The sequence below is a fragment of the Streptomyces sp. CB02959 genome, assembly GCF_002803155.1.
Lineage (GTDB): Bacteria > Actinomycetota > Actinomycetes > Streptomycetales > Streptomycetaceae > Streptomyces.
The window spans coordinates 78,541-95,243 of sequence record NZ_NNBP01000028.1; the positions used below are offsets into that span (position 1 = coordinate 78,541).

General features: G+C 67.4%; 19 protein-coding genes and 2 tRNA genes. 12 read left to right on the plus strand and 9 right to left on the minus strand.

Annotated features, from left to right (window positions below; translation table 11 throughout):
* Positions 1 to 78: 78 nt before the first annotated feature.
* Positions 79 to 1,554, minus strand: coding sequence for an amidase (locus CG747_RS35505; protein WP_100606012.1), 1,476 nt, complete (start codon positions 1,552 to 1,554; stop codon positions 79 to 81).
* A gap of 183 nt (positions 1,555 to 1,737) precedes the next feature.
* Between CG747_RS35505 and CG747_RS35510 the strand changes: the two genes are divergently transcribed.
* On the plus strand, positions 1,738 to 2,415 hold the full coding sequence (locus tag CG747_RS35510; RefSeq protein WP_100606013.1) for a TetR/AcrR family transcriptional regulator: 678 nt from the start codon (positions 1,738 to 1,740) through the stop codon (positions 2,413 to 2,415).
* 1,068 nt (positions 2,416 to 3,483) lie between these two features.
* On the opposite strand, the gene CG747_RS48365 is transcribed toward CG747_RS35510, so the two are convergent.
* From CG747_RS48365 to CG747_RS35540, 7 genes are all read right to left on the minus strand, one after another.
* Positions 3,484 to 3,547 (minus strand) — tRNA-Tyr (locus tag CG747_RS48365).
* Positions 3,548 to 3,801: 254 nt separating this feature from the next.
* Positions 3,802 to 5,187: a YDG/SRA domain-containing protein gene (locus CG747_RS35520; RefSeq protein WP_219621576.1), complete on the minus strand. Its 1,386-nt coding sequence runs from the start codon at positions 5,185 to 5,187 to the stop codon at positions 3,802 to 3,804.
* A 460-nt stretch (positions 5,188 to 5,647) separates the two neighbouring features.
* Positions 5,648 to 6,508, minus strand: coding sequence for a DUF4435 domain-containing protein (locus tag CG747_RS47555; RefSeq protein ID WP_146022204.1), 861 nt, complete (start codon positions 6,506 to 6,508; stop codon positions 5,648 to 5,650).
* Complete coding sequence (locus CG747_RS47560) at positions 6,505 to 7,872, minus strand: AAA family ATPase (protein ID WP_146022205.1); 1,368 nt, start codon at positions 7,870 to 7,872, stop codon at positions 6,505 to 6,507. Before CG747_RS47560 ends, CG747_RS47555 begins: the two co-directional genes overlap by 4 nt.
* A 331-nt stretch (positions 7,873 to 8,203) precedes the next feature.
* Positions 8,204 to 8,608: a hypothetical protein gene (locus CG747_RS35530; protein WP_100606016.1), complete on the minus strand. Its 405-nt coding sequence runs from the start codon at positions 8,606 to 8,608 to the stop codon at positions 8,204 to 8,206.
* A complete protein-coding gene (locus CG747_RS35535; protein WP_257980953.1) occupies positions 8,605 to 8,832 on the minus strand; it encodes a hypothetical protein in 228 nt (75 codons plus the stop codon). The genes CG747_RS35530 and CG747_RS35535 overlap by 4 nt, the downstream gene beginning before the upstream one ends.
* 247 nt (positions 8,833 to 9,079) lie before the next feature.
* Entirely contained in the window at positions 9,080 to 9,487 is a 408-nt protein-coding gene (locus CG747_RS35540) for an NUDIX hydrolase (RefSeq protein ID WP_100606017.1), read from the minus strand.
* Positions 9,488 to 9,596: 109 nt separating this feature from the next.
* Here CG747_RS35540 and CG747_RS35545 point away from each other — a divergent pair, with 109 nt between their 5' ends.
* The 11 genes from CG747_RS35545 to CG747_RS35595 all read left to right on the plus strand — a co-directional run bounded on the left by CG747_RS35545 (position 9,597) and on the right by CG747_RS35595 (position 16,540).
* Positions 9,597 to 10,385, plus strand: a complete 789-nt coding sequence (locus CG747_RS35545; protein WP_100606018.1) for a GntR family transcriptional regulator — start codon at positions 9,597 to 9,599, stop codon at positions 10,383 to 10,385.
* A 183-nt stretch (positions 10,386 to 10,568) separates the two neighbouring features.
* Positions 10,569 to 10,925, plus strand: coding sequence for a hypothetical protein (locus tag CG747_RS35550; protein ID WP_100606019.1), 357 nt, complete (start codon positions 10,569 to 10,571; stop codon positions 10,923 to 10,925).
* Between the two features lie 5 nt (positions 10,926 to 10,930).
* Positions 10,931 to 12,307 carry an FtsK/SpoIIIE domain-containing protein gene (locus CG747_RS35555; RefSeq protein ID WP_100606020.1) on the plus strand — a complete coding sequence of 459 codons (1,377 nt, stop codon included), beginning with the start codon at positions 10,931 to 10,933 and terminating at the stop codon, positions 12,305 to 12,307.
* 82 nt (positions 12,308 to 12,389) lie between these two features.
* Positions 12,390 to 12,575, plus strand: coding sequence for a hypothetical protein (locus CG747_RS35560; protein WP_100606021.1), 186 nt, complete (start codon positions 12,390 to 12,392; stop codon positions 12,573 to 12,575).
* A 4-nt stretch (positions 12,576 to 12,579) separates the two neighbouring features.
* Positions 12,580 to 13,215, plus strand: coding sequence for a DUF2637 domain-containing protein (locus CG747_RS35565; protein WP_100606022.1), 636 nt, complete (start codon positions 12,580 to 12,582; stop codon positions 13,213 to 13,215).
* Between the two features lie 14 nt (positions 13,216 to 13,229).
* Positions 13,230 to 13,415: a hypothetical protein gene (locus CG747_RS35570; RefSeq protein ID WP_100606023.1), complete on the plus strand. Its 186-nt coding sequence runs from the start codon at positions 13,230 to 13,232 to the stop codon at positions 13,413 to 13,415.
* The gene (locus tag CG747_RS35575) at positions 13,415 to 13,606 is read left to right on the plus strand and encodes a mobile element transfer protein (RefSeq protein ID WP_100606024.1); all 192 of its coding nucleotides are present in this window, start codon (positions 13,415 to 13,417) and stop codon (positions 13,604 to 13,606) included. The genes CG747_RS35570 and CG747_RS35575 overlap by 1 nt, the downstream gene beginning before the upstream one ends.
* 11 nt (positions 13,607 to 13,617) lie before the next feature.
* Positions 13,618 to 13,812: a hypothetical protein gene (locus CG747_RS35580; RefSeq protein ID WP_100606025.1), complete on the plus strand. Its 195-nt coding sequence runs from the start codon at positions 13,618 to 13,620 to the stop codon at positions 13,810 to 13,812.
* Between the two features lie 30 nt (positions 13,813 to 13,842).
* Positions 13,843 to 15,204, plus strand: a complete 1,362-nt coding sequence (locus CG747_RS35585; RefSeq protein ID WP_257980954.1) for a replication initiator — start codon at positions 13,843 to 13,845, stop codon at positions 15,202 to 15,204.
* The gene (locus tag CG747_RS35590) at positions 15,201 to 15,389 is read left to right on the plus strand and encodes a helix-turn-helix domain-containing protein (RefSeq protein WP_100606026.1); all 189 of its coding nucleotides are present in this window, start codon (positions 15,201 to 15,203) and stop codon (positions 15,387 to 15,389) included. Before CG747_RS35585 ends, CG747_RS35590 begins: the two co-directional genes overlap by 4 nt.
* Positions 15,389 to 16,540: a site-specific integrase gene (locus CG747_RS35595; RefSeq protein WP_100606027.1), complete on the plus strand. Its 1,152-nt coding sequence runs from the start codon at positions 15,389 to 15,391 to the stop codon at positions 16,538 to 16,540. Before CG747_RS35590 ends, CG747_RS35595 begins: the two co-directional genes overlap by 1 nt.
* A gap of 81 nt (positions 16,541 to 16,621) precedes the next feature.
* Here CG747_RS35595 and CG747_RS35600 read toward each other — a convergent pair.
* Positions 16,622 to 16,695, minus strand: a tRNA-Thr gene (locus tag CG747_RS35600).
* Between the last annotated feature and the right edge of the window lie 8 nt (positions 16,696 to 16,703).

Here is a 16,703-nt window from a genome sequence, read left to right on the forward strand (position 1 = left end):
TACGCCGCCGCCCCCTCGCCCACCCGGCAAAACCCCTCCCCCGCAAGCCGGTACGCGGCCCGGGCAGACCGATCGCCCCTAGCCGCCCGAAGGGCCCGGACCGACCGGATCGACCGCTTCGACCGACCCGACCGACCCGACCGACCCGACCGGATCGATAGGAGCGAACACCCCCAACCGCTCCTCGATCCGCTGCGCCGCGTCCAGACACAGGTCCTCGCGGTACATCCCCGCCATGATCTGCACACCCTGCGGCAGCCCGTCCGCGACCCCGGTGGGCACGGCCACGGCCGGCACGCCCACATAGGTCGACGCGGTCAGCAGCCGCATCGGCGCCATCAACGCGTCGTGCTCCTCCACGGTCCTCGGCACCACGGGCTCCGGCACCGGCTGCGTGGACACCGGCCCGAGCAGCAGCGGACAGCGCTCGAAGAGGGCCGCCCACGCCCGCTGGACGCCGAGCCGCACCCCGGCCTGGCTGACGTACCCCTCCAGGCCGACGGCCGGGTGGCGTTGCGTGAACAGCTCGATGAAACGGGCGCTGTCGTCGGTGAGCAGCCCCCTGAGCTTGGGCCAGGCCAGCGCGAACTCGGTTCGCAGGAGCGCGCCGTAGCCGTCCAGGGCGTCCTGGAGCCGCGGCACCTCCACCTCCTCGATGGGGTGCCCGGCGTCCTGAAGGGCGGCGGCCGCCGCCTCGATCGCCGCGCGCACCTGCGGGTGGACGTCGCCCCGGCCGCCGGGGTCGGTCACCACGCCGACCCGTACCGGCGCGTCCGGCCGCGGCCCGTACAGCGGCACCGGAACCGCCCGCGGGTCCTGCGGATCGGCCCCCGCCAGCGCCTCGTAGGCCGCGCGCAGGTCCGCCACCGTACGGGCCAACGGCCCGTCCACCGGGAAGAGTTGGTGCCCGAGGACCGGGTCCTGGTCGCCCATCCGGTGGTCGGCCGGGAACCGCCCGTAGCTCGGCTTCAGCGCCGCGACGCCGTTGAAGGCCGCCGGGTTGCGCACCGACCCGCCGGAGTCGTTGCCCAGGCCCAGCGGCGCCATACCGGTCGCCACCGCGACCGCGTCGCCGCCGCTGGTGCCGCCGGGGGTGCGCCCCGGGTCCCACGGGTTGACGGTGTCCCCGAACAGCTGGCTGACCGTGTGCACCCCGGCGATCGCCAGGTCCGGCATGTTGGTGCGGCCGATCGGGATCGCCCCGGCCGCCCGCAGCCGCCGCACCGGGGGCGCGTCCGCCTCCGCCACCCGGTCCCGGAAGTACGGCACACCGTGGGTGGTCGCCGACCCGGCGACGTGGATGTTCTCCTTCACCGTGAACGGCACCCCGGCCAACGGGCCCAGCCGCTCCCCGGCGGCCCGCCGCCGGTCGACCTCCTGCGCCGCCTGCCGCGCACTGTCCCCCATCAGCCTGGTCACCGCGTTCACCTGCGGATTCACCACGGCGATCCGCTCCAGCTGCGCCGCCACGACCTCCGCCGCCGACACCTCACCGGCCGCCACCAGCGCCGCCAGCTCCACGGCCCCCAGCGCCCACACCTCACCGGCCCCCATCTGGCTCTCCCTTCACCCGGACCATCCCGACCGCCCCGATCGCCCTCGACCGTCCCGACCGTCCTGATCACATCAATCACGTCGATCGATCACGTCGATCGATCACTCCGACAGGCAAGATACACACCCGTATCTGAATACAGAACTGAATATTCCCACCGGGTGGCGCCGTAGGATGCCGCCGTGACACCCGAACTCGAACGCAAGCGCCTGACCCGCGAAGAGAGCCGGCAGCAGACCCGCAGCCGCCTCCTGGCCGCCGCCGCCGAACTGTTCACCGAACGCGGCGTCAACGGCACCTCCGTCGAGCAGATCGCCGAACGCGCCGGCTACAGCCGCGGCGCCTTCTACGGGAACTTCGAGGGCAAGAACGCCCTGGTCGCCGAGTTGCTCCAGCGCCGCACCGACCGCGAACTGGAGGAGGTCCGCACCCTCACCCAGGACGCCGACTCCGGCGCCGACGCCCTCGACCGGCTCCGCACCTGGAACCGCGCCCGCGCCCCGCACCTGCCCGAATGGCTCGCCCTGCGCATGGAACTCGTCCTGCACGCCCTGCGGAACGAGGAACTGCGCCCACTGCTCGGCGCACGCGAACGCCTCGTCCGGGATGCCCACACCACCGGCCTGGAGCAGGCGCTCGCCGCCCACGGCGTCACCCCGCCCGCGGACCCCGCGCTCCTCGGCCTGATCGTCCACGCCCTGGAGGACGGGCTACTGATCCAGCGCCTGCTGACCCCGGACGGCATCCCGGACGACGTGGCCGTCGACGCCTACGCCCTGCTCCTGCGCTCCTGGACCGCCCTCGCCCAGCACCCGCCCGGCGCGGACAGCACCCAAACCCGACCGCCCCGGCCCTCCTGAAACGCGCCGCACCTCGCCCCGCCGGGACCGATCTCCGCATTCACCGAAAAATTCCTGCGGGTCAGCGAAAACCACATACCGCGGTTCCCACTGACCCACAGGAATTCCCAAGCCTTTTCACATCACCCGCGCCCCGCCACACCAGGCACGGATGCGCCCGACGCACACCGCCCAGGAACCGTGATCAGTTCCGACGGCGACGCCGTTGGCCATATGGACCATGACTATCGTGGGCGCGCCATTCCTCGTCGCAGATGTCCCGGTCCCCGCTCTCCTGCTTCCCTCCGGGCGCGGCGATCTTCTCGCCTCGTTCCACTTTCTCCAGCATGGAGTCAAGCGGATCGGGCTGCTCATCCCCGCCGCGTCGGGGCTCACTCCCGGGGAGCGGCCCGGGAGCCGGCGGCTTGAGCGCAATCCGCTTCACTTTTGAACGCTCCGGTGCGCAACTACGCGGCCCCACCGGCTCACGGCCCTTCGCCGGCCGGCTCGACCGTCTTTGCCGCCCTGCCTCGGAATCAGAATTCCCACCCGCGGCGCTCTTCGAATGCGGCGATGACGAATCACTCACGCACTGGCCCCCACCTCGTCGAGTCAACTCAACGCACAGCAGAATTCTACCGGAAATAGCCCCAAAACAGCAGTCCCCAAACGGAGTTGACGCCCCCTCCCCTCTCGCAAACCACACCAGGAAGGCGAGGACGAACACCCCTTCAACGATCAAGGACAGGAGCCCGTACGGCGGCTCCCGGCCGGGCTCGCAGTAGCCGTCGGGCAGCCCCACCGTGCGCGACAGCCCAAAGCCGGTGATCATGCCCACTCACGAGGCTCCCGATCAGCCACACGACCGCGGGGCGCCACCTGGCGACCAGGCCGGCCGCCACGGCCGGCATCACGGCTCTGCCCGCAGCGAAGAGAACACCGACGTAGACCTACCTTCCCCTCAGGGTGGCCGGGGACCAGCAGAGCACCGGCACCCCATCCACGCACGCAAACGGCCCCGGACGAAAAGCCCGAGGCCGAGCAAGACGCCTACCCGGGGAAACCCCAAGTCAGCGGCTTGGCGCACAGAGCCCCCTGTCGGATTCGAACCGACGACCTTCGCTTTACAAGTTCGATCCAGGCCTGCTCCGGCTGCTGCCGTCGACTGGTGCGACGGCCGGACAGAGCCGCTGGTGTACGCCTCTGTCCGGCGTCGTTGATGTCAGCCGTGGATGTCAGAAGCCTTCTGATCCGTAGCTCTACAGAGATCAGCCAACGAGGCGCATAGAAGCCGCCGCTCGGTCCCTCAGGGGCGTTGTCGCTCGCGGGCGGTGCTTTGGTTGCTGTACTTCGCCGCTGCACGACAACGGCTCCGGAGGCCCGATCGCCAAGCTTCCGCGGATCGTCTCACGGTTCTACGGGGAGCTGCTGGATGTGGTGGGCGCGGTGATAGGCGAGATATTCGCGGCCGATCTGGTGGGTGGCGACCTCCCGGAGTCGTTCTCGATGGGGTGCGCCAGCGCGACTAGTGATGGTCAAGTCGTCGGCAATGGTCAGCATGCCGAGATCAAAGAGCACGTGGTGGTTGGGACACAGGCACAAGACGTTGGCAGCGACGTCAGGGCCGGCGTGGGGGCGACCAAGGGGCTTGACATGGGCGGCTTCGGCGTAGGCCCCGGTCGGGGTGGTCAGGCGCGTGTCGCAGACTTGGCAGGTGTAGTCATGGGCACGCTTGACGAAGTCTGCGACCGCGGTGCTGCGTACGACGCGCTGCGTGGTAACCGTGGCACGTCCAGGGGTCTGCTGTCCCTTCGGTCGACGCGGGGCGGGGAGGGCCTGCTGCTCAATCGCTGCTGATTGTGGAAGCTGGGTGAGCCGGTAGCGCCACACCAGATAGCCGGAGCGGCCACGCTCGGACCAGTGGTCCTCTACGCGGAACAGTCCGTCGTAACGCAGTCCGGTCCCTGGCGAGTACTGCCGCTCACCGCCGGATCCGCGCACCACGCGGACCGGTGCGCCAGTGGTCAGGCTGGTGACCAAGGCGGCGTTGCCTCGGGTGAGTTCCTGGTCGCGTATCTGTCTGCCAGTTTCGGGGTCGCGGCCGCCTTGACCGGTGTAGACGATCACATCACCGTAGTCTTCATCGTCCTCGTAACCGCCCGAGACCACGATGGATTCGGCGCCTTGCTCCGCGGTGCCACAGATACCCGCCTGTAGCGGGCGATGAATGCGCGCGGCTGCCAACGCTCGACGGTCTATATAGACCTGGCCTACCGCGATGCCGGGCACAGCTCCGAATCCGTCAAATAGCTCCTCGGCCAGCTGGCAGTCCTGCAACAGCCTGGAGGGATCTTCGCCATCGAAGAAGCGGTGCAAGAGTGCGTCAACCACTCGCTGGCGCGCAGCCGGGTTCGTAGCCATGAGGGTGTACACCTCGTCACGCAGGCCACCGCGTGGGTTCTGCGCATTGAGCCATGGCCGTAGCCCTGAGCCACGCGCCTGTGGCAACTCGCCGGCCACACCGTCAAGCTCCCACAGTCGGGTTCGCCCCAGGGCCACGAACGGATACTCCGGCGAGGGGTCCGAACCCGGGCGCCCGTACTTGCTCAGAAGGCGGCGCAGCTCGGTGCGCGCATTGGTCCATGGCACCAACCGTGGTTGTCCGGCCGCGGCACGCCCCAGCCCCCACAACAGCGTGACCGGCTGATGCCGCGCCGGCAGCCCCGTGGATTGATCCACCCGCAGCGTCTCGACCGCCGCACAGAGCTCCTCAACGCTTTCTTGCCGCAGCACAATGCCCCCGTCTGACCGTGATCGAACAACGTCGCACTCGACTGTAGAGGGCGTCAGGGATACGACGAACCATCGAGCGCCCGGCCTATATGTCACGACGGGCGACTCCGTGCTCAAGCCCGGGCTTCTGCCTTGTGAGCACCGCATTAGGAGAGAGACTGGGTGATCACGCGCCTGAACTGCGACATCGGCGGCCGAGGAAGCGGGCGGCCACTCCACCGAAGGGCACCGGTGTTGACCGTGGCTGACCCCTGGATCTGGCACGATTGTGGCACGAACCTCAGCCGACGACAGTCAGCTACGACGGCGGGTGCGCCGGCCGACTAGGCGCGCGTATGCCTCGCCGCACCACAACCGGCATCAGCCACGCCGCCGCTCTTGTCGGGAGTAGGCGTGCACCGGCAGCAGTGAACGTGCGCACCTCGCGGCTAGACGCGCATGGCTGGCTGACTGATCCTCGTTACTTGCGGCCACTGAGTGCTTCGATGTGGGCCTTCAGTTCCTGTCCCCATGAACTTGTTCGAAGGTGGTCTGACCCACCCAAGCGAAGAGAGCCTTCCAGGATATCCGGTTCTACGCTCTGAGCTCTTTTTGTCCCACAGTAGCCGCACAGAGAGGCACTCAGAAAGGCCAGGAAATCTCGACCGCGGAAGTAGGGGGTAGTACCGCGCGGACACGATGGTGACTTTTTGAGCGGCGTTTCGCCTGTCGCGTACTGAACCAGCACCTTCTGTCCGGGGGCATTGTCTGAGGTCTCATTTAGGGCCGCGCAATACCCTTGGACCTTGAACTCCAAGTTCTTCTTGTCGACTTTTGATCGCAGATCGACGGCGTCGAACGCGAGACCCCAGGAGTTCTCAACGTTTGCTCGACGGAGAAGCGTTACAGGTTCTACGAGATGGTGGAGTTTCTCAAGGATATGAGCGACACCCCCCTTAGCCTCTATTTTGCCCGCGCTGCCGAATTCGGCGATTAGCGCGGCAGCGGCGCCCGAAATGGTAAGCATTGCCTCCAGGTCGGCGTTTCCGTAAGCGTGTATTGGAATTTGCCGGGCTTCATACTCTGCTACTGTGTCGTCGAAGTCTCGATCGACGACACACGTGAAGAAGTCTTGTTTCCATTCATGCAGAGCCCGAGATTCCTCCAAGGCCGAGTTGCGTGTGCCAGCGGAGAAGTAGTTAACGCTTTCTCCAAAAGCTCGACCGAGGATTCTTTCGTCTGATGGACCTTCCACGATGATAACTGGCCGCTTGTCCACCTGCCGGTGCAAGCGAATCCGATCAGCAAGCCTGTCGTAGTCTCTTAGGGATCCACCTTTCACGCGACGACCTCCGAGTCGAGTCCGTCAAATTGATCGTCCTCGTCACTGTCACCTGGAGGTGGAGTTGTCTCGGGAACCTCAATTTCCCTCACAATGTCCCACCTTCCCTTAATGATCGAGCTTGAGTGAGTCGCCAGGACAATTTGCAGGTCCGAGACTCGCGCCACTTCCTCGATGTCTTCTAGAAAGGCGTGCTTCCATGCCGCATGCATGGAGATTTCAGGCTCATCGATAAGCACGAGTGTTCCGTGACGAGCGGAAAAGAGAAGGAGCGCAAACACGGCGAACAGGTGCTGCTCGCCTGAAGACAGCGACCTCATAAGCAGGGGCTTTCCGTTGTGTTTGGATTTAAAACGGATGTGCCCGCGCGCAGTCAAGTCTAGCGTTTTACCGGTGAACTTTGAATCAACAATGGAGCGCAGCAGCTTCAGCTTTTCGTGGATTGGTAGAAGTGGTTGAAGTTTACGCTCCCAGTCATCAAGGAAAACGTTGAGAATCCTTCTTGTGGTCGGATTTGTCTTTTGTGCAGGGAAGGCCACATCTACTGGGATTACACTAATTCCGCTCGCATGCAGTTCTGCATGTTGGTCGGCAATGCGCTGGTAGCGCTCCTTGAGTTCTCGTTCTTTTACGCTGGTGTGTGCGGCTTGAAGCATCCTTGCAGCGAAGCTCTGGTCAGCATCCAGCGATTCATTGAGCGATTTCCGCCGAGCCTCCGAAATCTGGGCGGCGACCTGGGCGCTATACTGTTGTACCCGGTTTTGAAGATGCCGAGAGGTACTACGGGTGTAACTGCCGGGCCCAGAGCCAGTGCTGTCCAGGCGTTTGGTATCAATGAATACCGCACTCGCATCATCGTAATACGAAGCCAGCCATGAACCTCGGACCGCCTTAATCCCAGCTAGTCGATCCGGTGTGTTGTAACGACGTTTTGCCATGTCCGTTGGAATGATTCGCTCAGTGCGCGTGTCGTACCATTCCCCGTTGGGGAGTTGTACAACCCATGAAGGAATATCAGGAGTGTCTTCATCCTCTGGCGAGTACTCTAGAGTCAGAGTTTTCCAGTTGCGGGCAGGTGGTGTCCTGCCGAAAAACTTGAAGACTTCGCCTGGGTGATCTTCTTCCTGTCGAACTACGCGGAGAATTCTTTTATCCTGAAAGGTAATTTTTACTTCTTGGAAATCGACTGAAGCTAGTTCTGCAAGGTTCAAGACGGAAATGGCATGCAGTAGTTTCAGGAGATGAGTTTTTCCACTTCCGTTGGGGCCAGAAATGATAGTAATGGGTGAGTCAGTTGAGAAGTCGAGGCAGTGATTCATGTAGCCGAACAAGCCTTTGACGTCCACCTGGTGAATCTTGTGCATCTGTGCCCCCTCGCGATCTTCGGGTTGGCTTGTGCTGACTCTACTGATGGGCCCTCAAGTTGGCATGGAGATCGCGGGTGTTGGTCGTCGGCATAGGGCGTCGCTTCGGATGGCGGCGCCACGCTGCGTGAACCCGGCCGGAGAGGTGGCTTCAGACCTGGAGCCGGCCGACGGATTCTTCGCTGACGTCAGGCGGCTGCATGCTGTGAGCGCGGCACGGGCGCCGGCCGGGCTGGAGCGGGGCGGAGACAGGAGCGCAGGCCCGGCCGGGGGCCGGGCCGCGCGCGGCGAGCGGAGCGAGCCGCCTTGAACCCGTAGAGAAGATTGTTACTCAGTAGGGCGTGGGGGCTTTCGGTCGCGGTGTGAACTTCTCGGCACAGGCTGGGAGTTCGGTTGCCTCGCGGTGGGCCAGGCCGACGAAGAGCACGGGACGGGCGGTCCACTCGATGTGGGTGTCGCGGTGGCTGACGGTGATCTCGTAGGGCGTGGTGTAGGCGAGGGTCTCGATGGCGTTCACGTAACCGCCGGCCAGCCAACTCCGGGCGCATGCGGCTGCTTCGGCTTCGAGGGCTGAGGTGATGGTGCGGAGTGCGACGCGGATCCAGCGGACGGCTTGGACGGCGTTGTCGGCCTGGCAGGAGGCGAGGAGGACGGGGGCCTCACCGGTCGCCGGGCTCTGGGTCCAGCACTCGCACCAGTAACCGGGGCGAAGGGCAGGCATGACTGCGGGGGTCATTTGGTGCTCCATGCGGGGCTCGCTGACAGCGTGTAGCGGGTGGCTTCCTCGAAGATCGTGAGGAGGTAGGAGTCGCCCCGGGCGAGGGTGAAGAGTGCGTACTCGTGGGCGGCGTGATCACTGAGCCAGTGGCGGATCGGTCGGGCCGCCGCGGCGTCGAGCTGGTCCGCGATGTCGATGGCTCGGCTGCGGAGCCACCGCAGTGCCAGGCGTGGAGTGGCCACCGAGCCCGAGCCGAGCGGAACGGAACCGCCTTCAGGGAACGAGTGGGCAACGGCTTCGCACCGGTAGCCGGCAGCAGCACCGACCGCTTGATCGCGGGCAATGTCGCGCAGCGTCCACCTGCCGCCGACATCGGCACCTTCCTCCAGCGAAGTTGGGCGTTCGCCTCCAACAGCTAGGCGACTGCTCGTATACTCGTGCATACAAGTTCCTTTGTGCTGGTGGGCCGCTATGGGTAGTGGGTTCGAGCTAGATGAGTTTCACGCCGTCGTGCGCTCGCACGGCGGGTGGCGAAGTCGCGTCAAGGGCGTCCAGGACGCGGATCGCGTACGCCTCGTCGGCGAGTTTCGTAACTTCCTCGCGGGTTGCCCAGCGCAGGGCGCGGGTTTCCTCGCCGGTCGTGGGGGTGCCGTCGATCTCTTCGCAGCGGAAGACCATCGAGACGATCAAGCCGGTCATGTTCTTGTAGATGCCGGTCAGGGTCGCCGGGAGGGCAATCTTGATGCCGGTCTCTTCCAGGACTTCGCGCTGGAGCGCTTGGGGGATGGTCTCGCCTGGTTCGAGCACGCCGCCGGGCGGTTCCCACTGGCCGTTGTCCCGGCGCTGGATGAGCAGGGCCCGGCCCCGGTCGTCGACGATGACTCCGGCGACGCTCACAGAGTGCGGACGCTCGGCGCTCACGGAACTTCCATCCCCTTCGGCTGGCTAGGCTTCCCACCGTAGCAACAAGTGTCAGCCGCTCGTCTAGATACCTAAAGGAGTCAAAATGCCCGCTCAGGGTACTGCCCTGCTCGGTGCACTGGACCCCACCAGTGACCGTGCGGTGTTCCGGCAGATCGCCGATCAGCTCCGTGAGGCGATCGACAAGGGCCGGTTCAAGGAGGGCGACAAGCTCCCGTCCGAGACTGAGCTGGTCGAGCACTACGGCGTATCGCGGATGACCGTCCGCAACTCCTTGTCCGTCCTCCAGGGCGAGGGCCTGGTGGTCTCGGAGCACGGCAAGGGGGTCTTCGTCCGGCCGCGTCCGCCGGTCCGGCGACTGGCCTCGGACCGCTTCGCCCGGCGGCACCGGGAGCAGGGCAAGTCCGCGTTCACCGTGGAGGCCGAAGCCGCGGGCAGCCGGCCGGAGGTGGACAGCCTGGAGGTGAAGGAGGAGCGCCCCTCACAGGACATCGCCACGCGCCTGGGTGGGCCGCGCCGCGTGCTGGCTCGTCGCCGCCGCTACCTGCTCGACGGCCGGCCGGTGGAGTTCGCCACCTCGTACATCCCGCTGGACCTGGCGACCGGCACTCCGATCGCCGAGCCGAATCCCGGCCCCGGCGGCATCTACGCCCGGCTGGAAGAGCTGGGGCACCGTCTCGACCACTTCGACGAGGAGATCCGTGCCCGGATGCCCTCGCCCCAGGAGGTCAAGACGCTCCGCCTGGCCTCCGGAGTGCCGGTGATCCACCTGATCCGCACCGCGCACGACAGCGAAGGACGCGCGGTCGAGGTCTGCGACACGGTGATGGCCGCTGACGCCTACGTCCTGAACTACCAGCTCCCCGCCACCTGATGACGGGGCGGATGGAACGCGATGCGCTTCCGCCCTCCCCTCCGTCGACTCGTACACACAAGACAGCCAACATGTATAGACGAGTAGCTGTCTCTATGTCATAGTGATGCGCACGCCCCCGGATTGCGGGGCGACGGCGGCAGCTTGTCTAGATGACTAGCTGTCATGGAGGAGGAGAAAGCATTGCGTTCCATCCGCGTGGAGACCTCGGCGGCCACGATCCTGCTGACCGAGGCTCCGGAGAAGAAGTTGAAGGACCGGCGGACCGGCGAGGTCGCCACCGACGCCAACACCGGTGACGTGCTGTGGACGGTAGGGGTCGTCTACATCGAGGGCGGCGAATCGGCGCTCCTCAAGGTCACCGTGCCGGAGAACGGGCTGACCGAGGGCCTGACGGTCGGGGCGCCGGTTTCGCTGGCCGGGCTGGTGGCTCGCCCCTGGGAGTCCACCTTCAACGGCCAGGAGCGCCACGGCATCGCCTTCCGCGCCACCGCCGTGATGCCCGGCGAGTTCCCCGTTCCGGCTGCGGTGGCGGCCTGATCGCCATGTCTGATCTGCTGACGTTGCTGGAGGTGGGTGCTCCGGTCGCCGCACTCGGTGGCGTGGGTGCCTACCTCCGGGCGAAGCATCCGGCCGCATTCTGGTGCACGGCCGGCCTGCCGATCTCCACCGCCCGCCTGCTCGGCACGTACGGCTCGACCATGGAGTCGTGCGGACTGACCGTCCAGCCGTCCCGCCTCCGCGCTCTGCTCGTCCAGGCGACGACTCGGCGCGAGGTACGGCCGGTTCCGCCGCGCCGGGGCCTGATCCGCCCGACCTCGACAGGCATGCGGCTCCGGCTACGGCTGGCTCCGGGACAGGAACCGGCCGACGTGGCGGCCTCCGCTGAACGGCTGCGGCATGCCTGGGGCGTTCACGCCGTGTACGTCACCGAGGTCAAGCCGGGCGTGGTCGAACTGCGGCTCGTCGGCTTCGACGTGCTCCGCAAGGTCCGGATGCCGCGCAAGGTCGAGGGCGGGTTGCTGAAGGTCCCGGTGGCGCTGCGGGAGGACGCGACCGCATACGTCCGCGACTACCGCACCGTCCCGCATCAACTCACCCTGGGCGCCACGCTGTCGGGCAAGTCGATGTTCCTGCGCCACCTGGTCGCCGGGCTGGCCCGGCAGCCGGTCGCCCTGGCCGGGATCGACTGCAAGCGCGGCGTAGAGCTGGCACCGTTCGCCCCTCGGCTGTCGGCGCTGGCCACGGACCCCGGGCAGGTGGCTGAACTGCTGCCCGTACTGGTGCGGTTGATGGAGGACCGGTACGACCTGATCAAGGCCAGGCAGGGCATCGCCCCGGGCACCCCGGACGAGGAGATCACCTCCGACATCTGGGGCCTGCCGGAGTCCGAACGCCCGGTGCCGGTGGTGGTCGTCGTCGACGAGGTGGCCGAGCTGTTCATGGTCGCCACCCGCAAGGACGAGGAACGGCGGGACGAGATGGTCACCCAGCTCATCCGCCTCGCCCAACTCGGCCGCGCCGCCGGCATCTACCTCGAAGTGTGCGGCCAGCGCTTCGGCGCCGAGTTGGGCAAGGGTGCCACCATGCTCCGCGCCCAGCTCACCGGCCGCGTCTGCCACCGGGTCAACGACGAAGCCTCGGCGAAGATGGCGCTGGGGGACATCGCCCCTGAGGCGGTCATCGCCGCCTGCGGCATCGCGCCCGAACGCCCTGGCCTGGCCGTCGCCGGGGACACCTCCGGCGGCTGGTCCCGTATCCGCACCCCGTACTTGTCGCTCGCCGATGCCGCCGCCGTCTGTGCCGCCTCGGCCGACCTGGTCCCGGACGTTCCGGCGCTCGATCGCTTCCGGCCCGTCGTGCCGGCCGAGCCTTCTGACTCGGCGATTCCGCTGGTCAAGCCGCTGCCAGCGACCGGCTGACCCACACCCTCAACGGTCGGCGCGACCGCTTCGCGCCAGGTCCCTACCCACTCCATGCCTGAAACCGGAAGGAGGTCCACCCATGCGCGATCAGACACGCGAATCCGTCCGCCGCATCGAGAAGGCCGTACGGGCCGGCGACTACGCAACCGCGCTGGCGGACGCCCGTCGCCTGTACCGGGATGCCACCGCCGAAGCCGAACGCGCCGAACTGCTGGCCGTTCTCGGCCCGCGGGCCGTCCCGCCCACCACACCGACAAGGGGCTAAGCCAGTGCCTGCGTACCTCGCCCGCGTCGACGCGGTGCTCGTCCAGGCCGTCATCGCCGCCGCACTGTCCTTCGCCCACCTCCACGACATCGCCGTGGCAGCCGGGCAGGACGGTTGGAAGGCATGGGCCTACCCGGTGTCGGTGGACCTGCTCCTCATGGCGGCCTGGCGGCGGCTGCGGTCCGGGACGGACAAGCGGAGCGGGTGGTGCTGGTTCGTCATCGCGTTGACGGCCTCACTCGGCGCCAACGTGGCCACCGCCGGCCTCCTCGACCTGCACGCCGTCCCGGCCTGGCTCCGCATCCTCGTCGCCGGTTGGCCCGCGGTCGCCTTCCTCGGCGGATCGCTGCTCGCGCACTCCGCCCCACAGCAGACAACGCCTGAGAAAGCACCCGAACGGAAACCGGAAGAGCTCAACACCTCCGCACCCGTACCGCCGCCCACCGAGTCGGCCACGCCGACCAGCCCCGCCCCCTCGGCCCCGCCCGTCCCGTCCGTCCCGGCCGCCCTGGTCCACCACGCCCGCCAGGTCGCCGCCGACCACCACGCCCGTACCGGCGCTCCCATCGACACCACAACCCTCCGCGCCCGCCTCGGCATCCCCGCACAGCTCGCCGAAGCCATCGCCGCCCGACTCTGACAGGAGAAGACCCGATGCGTCCGTCCACCCTGCACGCCTTACAGCACGCCGCCGAACTCACCCGTGCTGGCCGCTTCGTTGAGGCCATGGCCACCGCCGAGCCCGTCATCCTCGCCGCCGATCCGGACGAGAGCCAAGAGATCGCGCAGTGGCTCACCGAGCACGCCGACGACTTCGTCCGTAAGCCGGAGGGGCGCTGATGGTCGCCAACCGCCGCTTCCGCAACGTCGCCCGCATCGGCCCCGTCCAGATTGGCACTGCCTACGACATGCGGGGCCGGGAGAAGCACACCGCGGCGTGCACCGCCCCGCGCTGCGGCTTCTCCGCCGACTACGACAGCCGCGCCGCCGCCGAGCTGGCGGCCCGCACCCACCGTTGCCCCGTCCGCTGAAAGGCCCGCCCGTGACCGTCACCCTGCCCCTGGTCCTCGTCCTCGGCGTCGTCGCCTGGGCCGCGATCAAGTTCCTCGGCATCCGCATGTGGGCGGCCGTCGCCATCGCCCTCTTCGGCTTCTGGCTCGCCCACACCTTCCTCGCCCCCGCCGTGGAGTCCGGCACCCGCACCGGAGTCCACATCGTCAACGGCACACACATCTAGACGACTAGCCAACCAAGGAGAAATCACCCGATGCCCGCCCGCACCACGCCGCCGATCACGCACCTGGCTGCGCTGGCCTCACTGGGCACCATGCCCGCCCTGCTCCGGCAACTCCGGGGCCTGGGCGGGTGCGGCCAACCCATCCGCCTCGACGGCCACCGCACCGAGATCCACCCCACCACCGGCCAGATCCTCTCCGAGTTGCATGCCAGCGACCTGCCCGCCGGTCACCTCTTGGTCCGCTGCAACAACCGCCGCACCACCCGCTGTCCCGCCTGCGCCGAGACCTACCGCCGCGACACCTACCAACTGATCACCACCGGCCTCCGCGGCGGCAAAGGCACCCCCGAACAAGTCGCCACCCACCCCCGCGTCTTCGCCACCTTCACCGCCCCCTCCTTCGGCCCCGTCCACAACCGCCCCACGGGAAAGGGCGGAACGGCCCGCCCTTGCCGCTGCGGAACCCGCCACCCCGACGACGCCCCCGCGCTGGGCACCGCGCTCAACCCGGATACGTACGACTACGAGTCAGCAGTGCTGTGGAACGCCCACGCCGGCGCCCTGTGGCGACGCTTCTCCATCTACCTCCGCCGAGAGATCGCCAAGCGAGCCGGCCTCACCCAACGAGCCTTCCGCCACCACGCCCGCGTCTCCTTCGCCAAGGTCGCCGAGTACCAAAAACGCGGCGCGGTCCACTTCCACGCCGTCATCCGCCTCGACGGCCCCGCCGGCAGCAATACCCCACCCCCGACCTGGGCCACCACCGACCTGCTGACCGACGCCATCCAGGCCGCCACCACCAAAGCCACCGCGCCCGGCCCAACCATCGACGGCAGGCCCCACACCTTCACCTTCGGCAAGCAACTCGACATCCGCCCCATCCGCTCCGCCGACCTCGACGGCGGCGCCGAACTAACCGAACGCGCGGTCGCCGCCTACATCGCCAAGTACGCCACCAAGGGCGCCGAGACAGCCACCGGCACCCTCGACCGCCCGCTCAAGTTCCTCGCCGAACTCGCCCAACTCGACATCAACGACCACGCCCGCCGCATGATCCGCACCGCCTGGACCCTCGGCGGACGCCGCGACCTCGAAGACCTCCGGCTACGCGCCTGGGCGCACATGCTCGGCTTCCGCGGCCACTTCTCCACCAAGACCCGCCACTACTCCACCACCCTCGGCGCCCTCCGCACCGCCCGCGCCGAATGGCAACGCCTCCAAGCCCAGCCCAACACCCCGGAGCCGACCCCCGCCGCCACCGCCGAAACCACCCTCGTCCTCTCCCACTGGACCTTCGCCGGCACCGGCTTCACCCCCGGCGAATCCTGGCTCGCCACCACCATCCATCGCGAACACCCGCACCCCGAAGTCGAAGGAGACAACCAGCCATGACCACCGCCACCGGGCAACTACTCACCGTGCCGGAGGTCATGACCCGGCTGAAGTACGGACGCTCCAAGGTCTACGACCTCATCCGCTCCAAGCGCCTCATCTCGATCACCGAGGGCCGATCCCGCCGCATCCCCGAAAACGCCCTGGCCGACTACATCCGCGACCGCATCGAGGAGGCCGCCTGATGTCCAAGCCCCGCAAACGCAATCCCAACGGCGCCGGCACCATCACCCAGCGCAAGGACGGCCGCTATCAAGCCGCCGTCTACGTCCTCCAGCCCGACGGCACCCGCGCCCGCAAGTACGCCTACGGCAAGACCTGGACCGAATGTGACACCAAGCGCCGCGAACTCCTCGCCAAGGTCGACGAAGGAATCCCCGTGCCCACCCGCTCCGCCAAGCTCGCCGAATGGCTGCCGTACTGGCTCGACAACGTCATCAAGCCGAACCGGAAGCGCAGCACGTACAGCAAGTACGCCATGCACATGCGGCTTTACCTCGTTCCCCTACTGGGGACGAAGCGGCTGGAGACCCTCGGCCCCCGTCACGTCCGGGTATTCCTCGCTGATGTCACTCGCAAGTCCTCCCCCGCCACGGCCAAGGAAGCTCACCGCGTGCTCCGTACAGCCCTGACCGCCGCCACCCGCGAGGAGTTGGTGACCCGCAACGTCGCCTCGCTCGTCGAAGCCCCCAAGGTCGTCAGCCGCGAGACGACGCCCTGGACGCTGGACGAGACGTTGACGTTCCTCGAAGAAGCCCGCCGTGATCCGCTCTACGCAGCGTTCGTGCTCGCCATCGCGATGGGTCTGCGGCGCGGTGAGGTCCTGGGCCTGCGGTGGTCGGACGTGGACCTGGACGACCGGGTGATCCGCGTCAGCAACCAGGTGCAACGCATCGGCGGCGAGCTGTACCAGGACACCACCAAGACCGGGAAGATCCGCCCCGTGCCGCTGCCCCTGATCTGTCTGGCCGCACTCCGCTGGCACCGGCTCCGCCAGAGCCACGAGGCAGCGAAGCAGGGCGCCGAGCTGGATGCGGCCGGGCTCGTGTTCACCACCCGCTCCGGCCGCCCGATCGAGCCCCGGAACCTCAACCGCTCGTTCTCCCGCCTCACGGCCTCGGTCGGCCTCCGCCCCATCCGTCTGCACGACACCCGCCACGGCTGCGCCACCCTGCTCACCGCGGCCGGTGTGCCCCCGCGCGTCCTGATGGAGATCCTCGGCCACAGCCAGATCAGCATGACCATGGACGTGTACACCCACGTCGCCCAGGACACACAGCGGGAAGCCATCAGCAACATGGACCGGCTACTGAGACGACGGATCGACCGGGACTGACCGCCCCCGTTGATGTCACCCATAGATGTCAGAAGCCCCAGGCCACCACCGGCCCGGGGCTTCTTCCCTGTTCAGCGTCAGAGCCCCCTGTCGGATTCGAACCGACGACCTTCGCTTTACAAGAGCGGTGCTCTGGCCAGCTGAGCTAAGGAGGCGTGCCGGA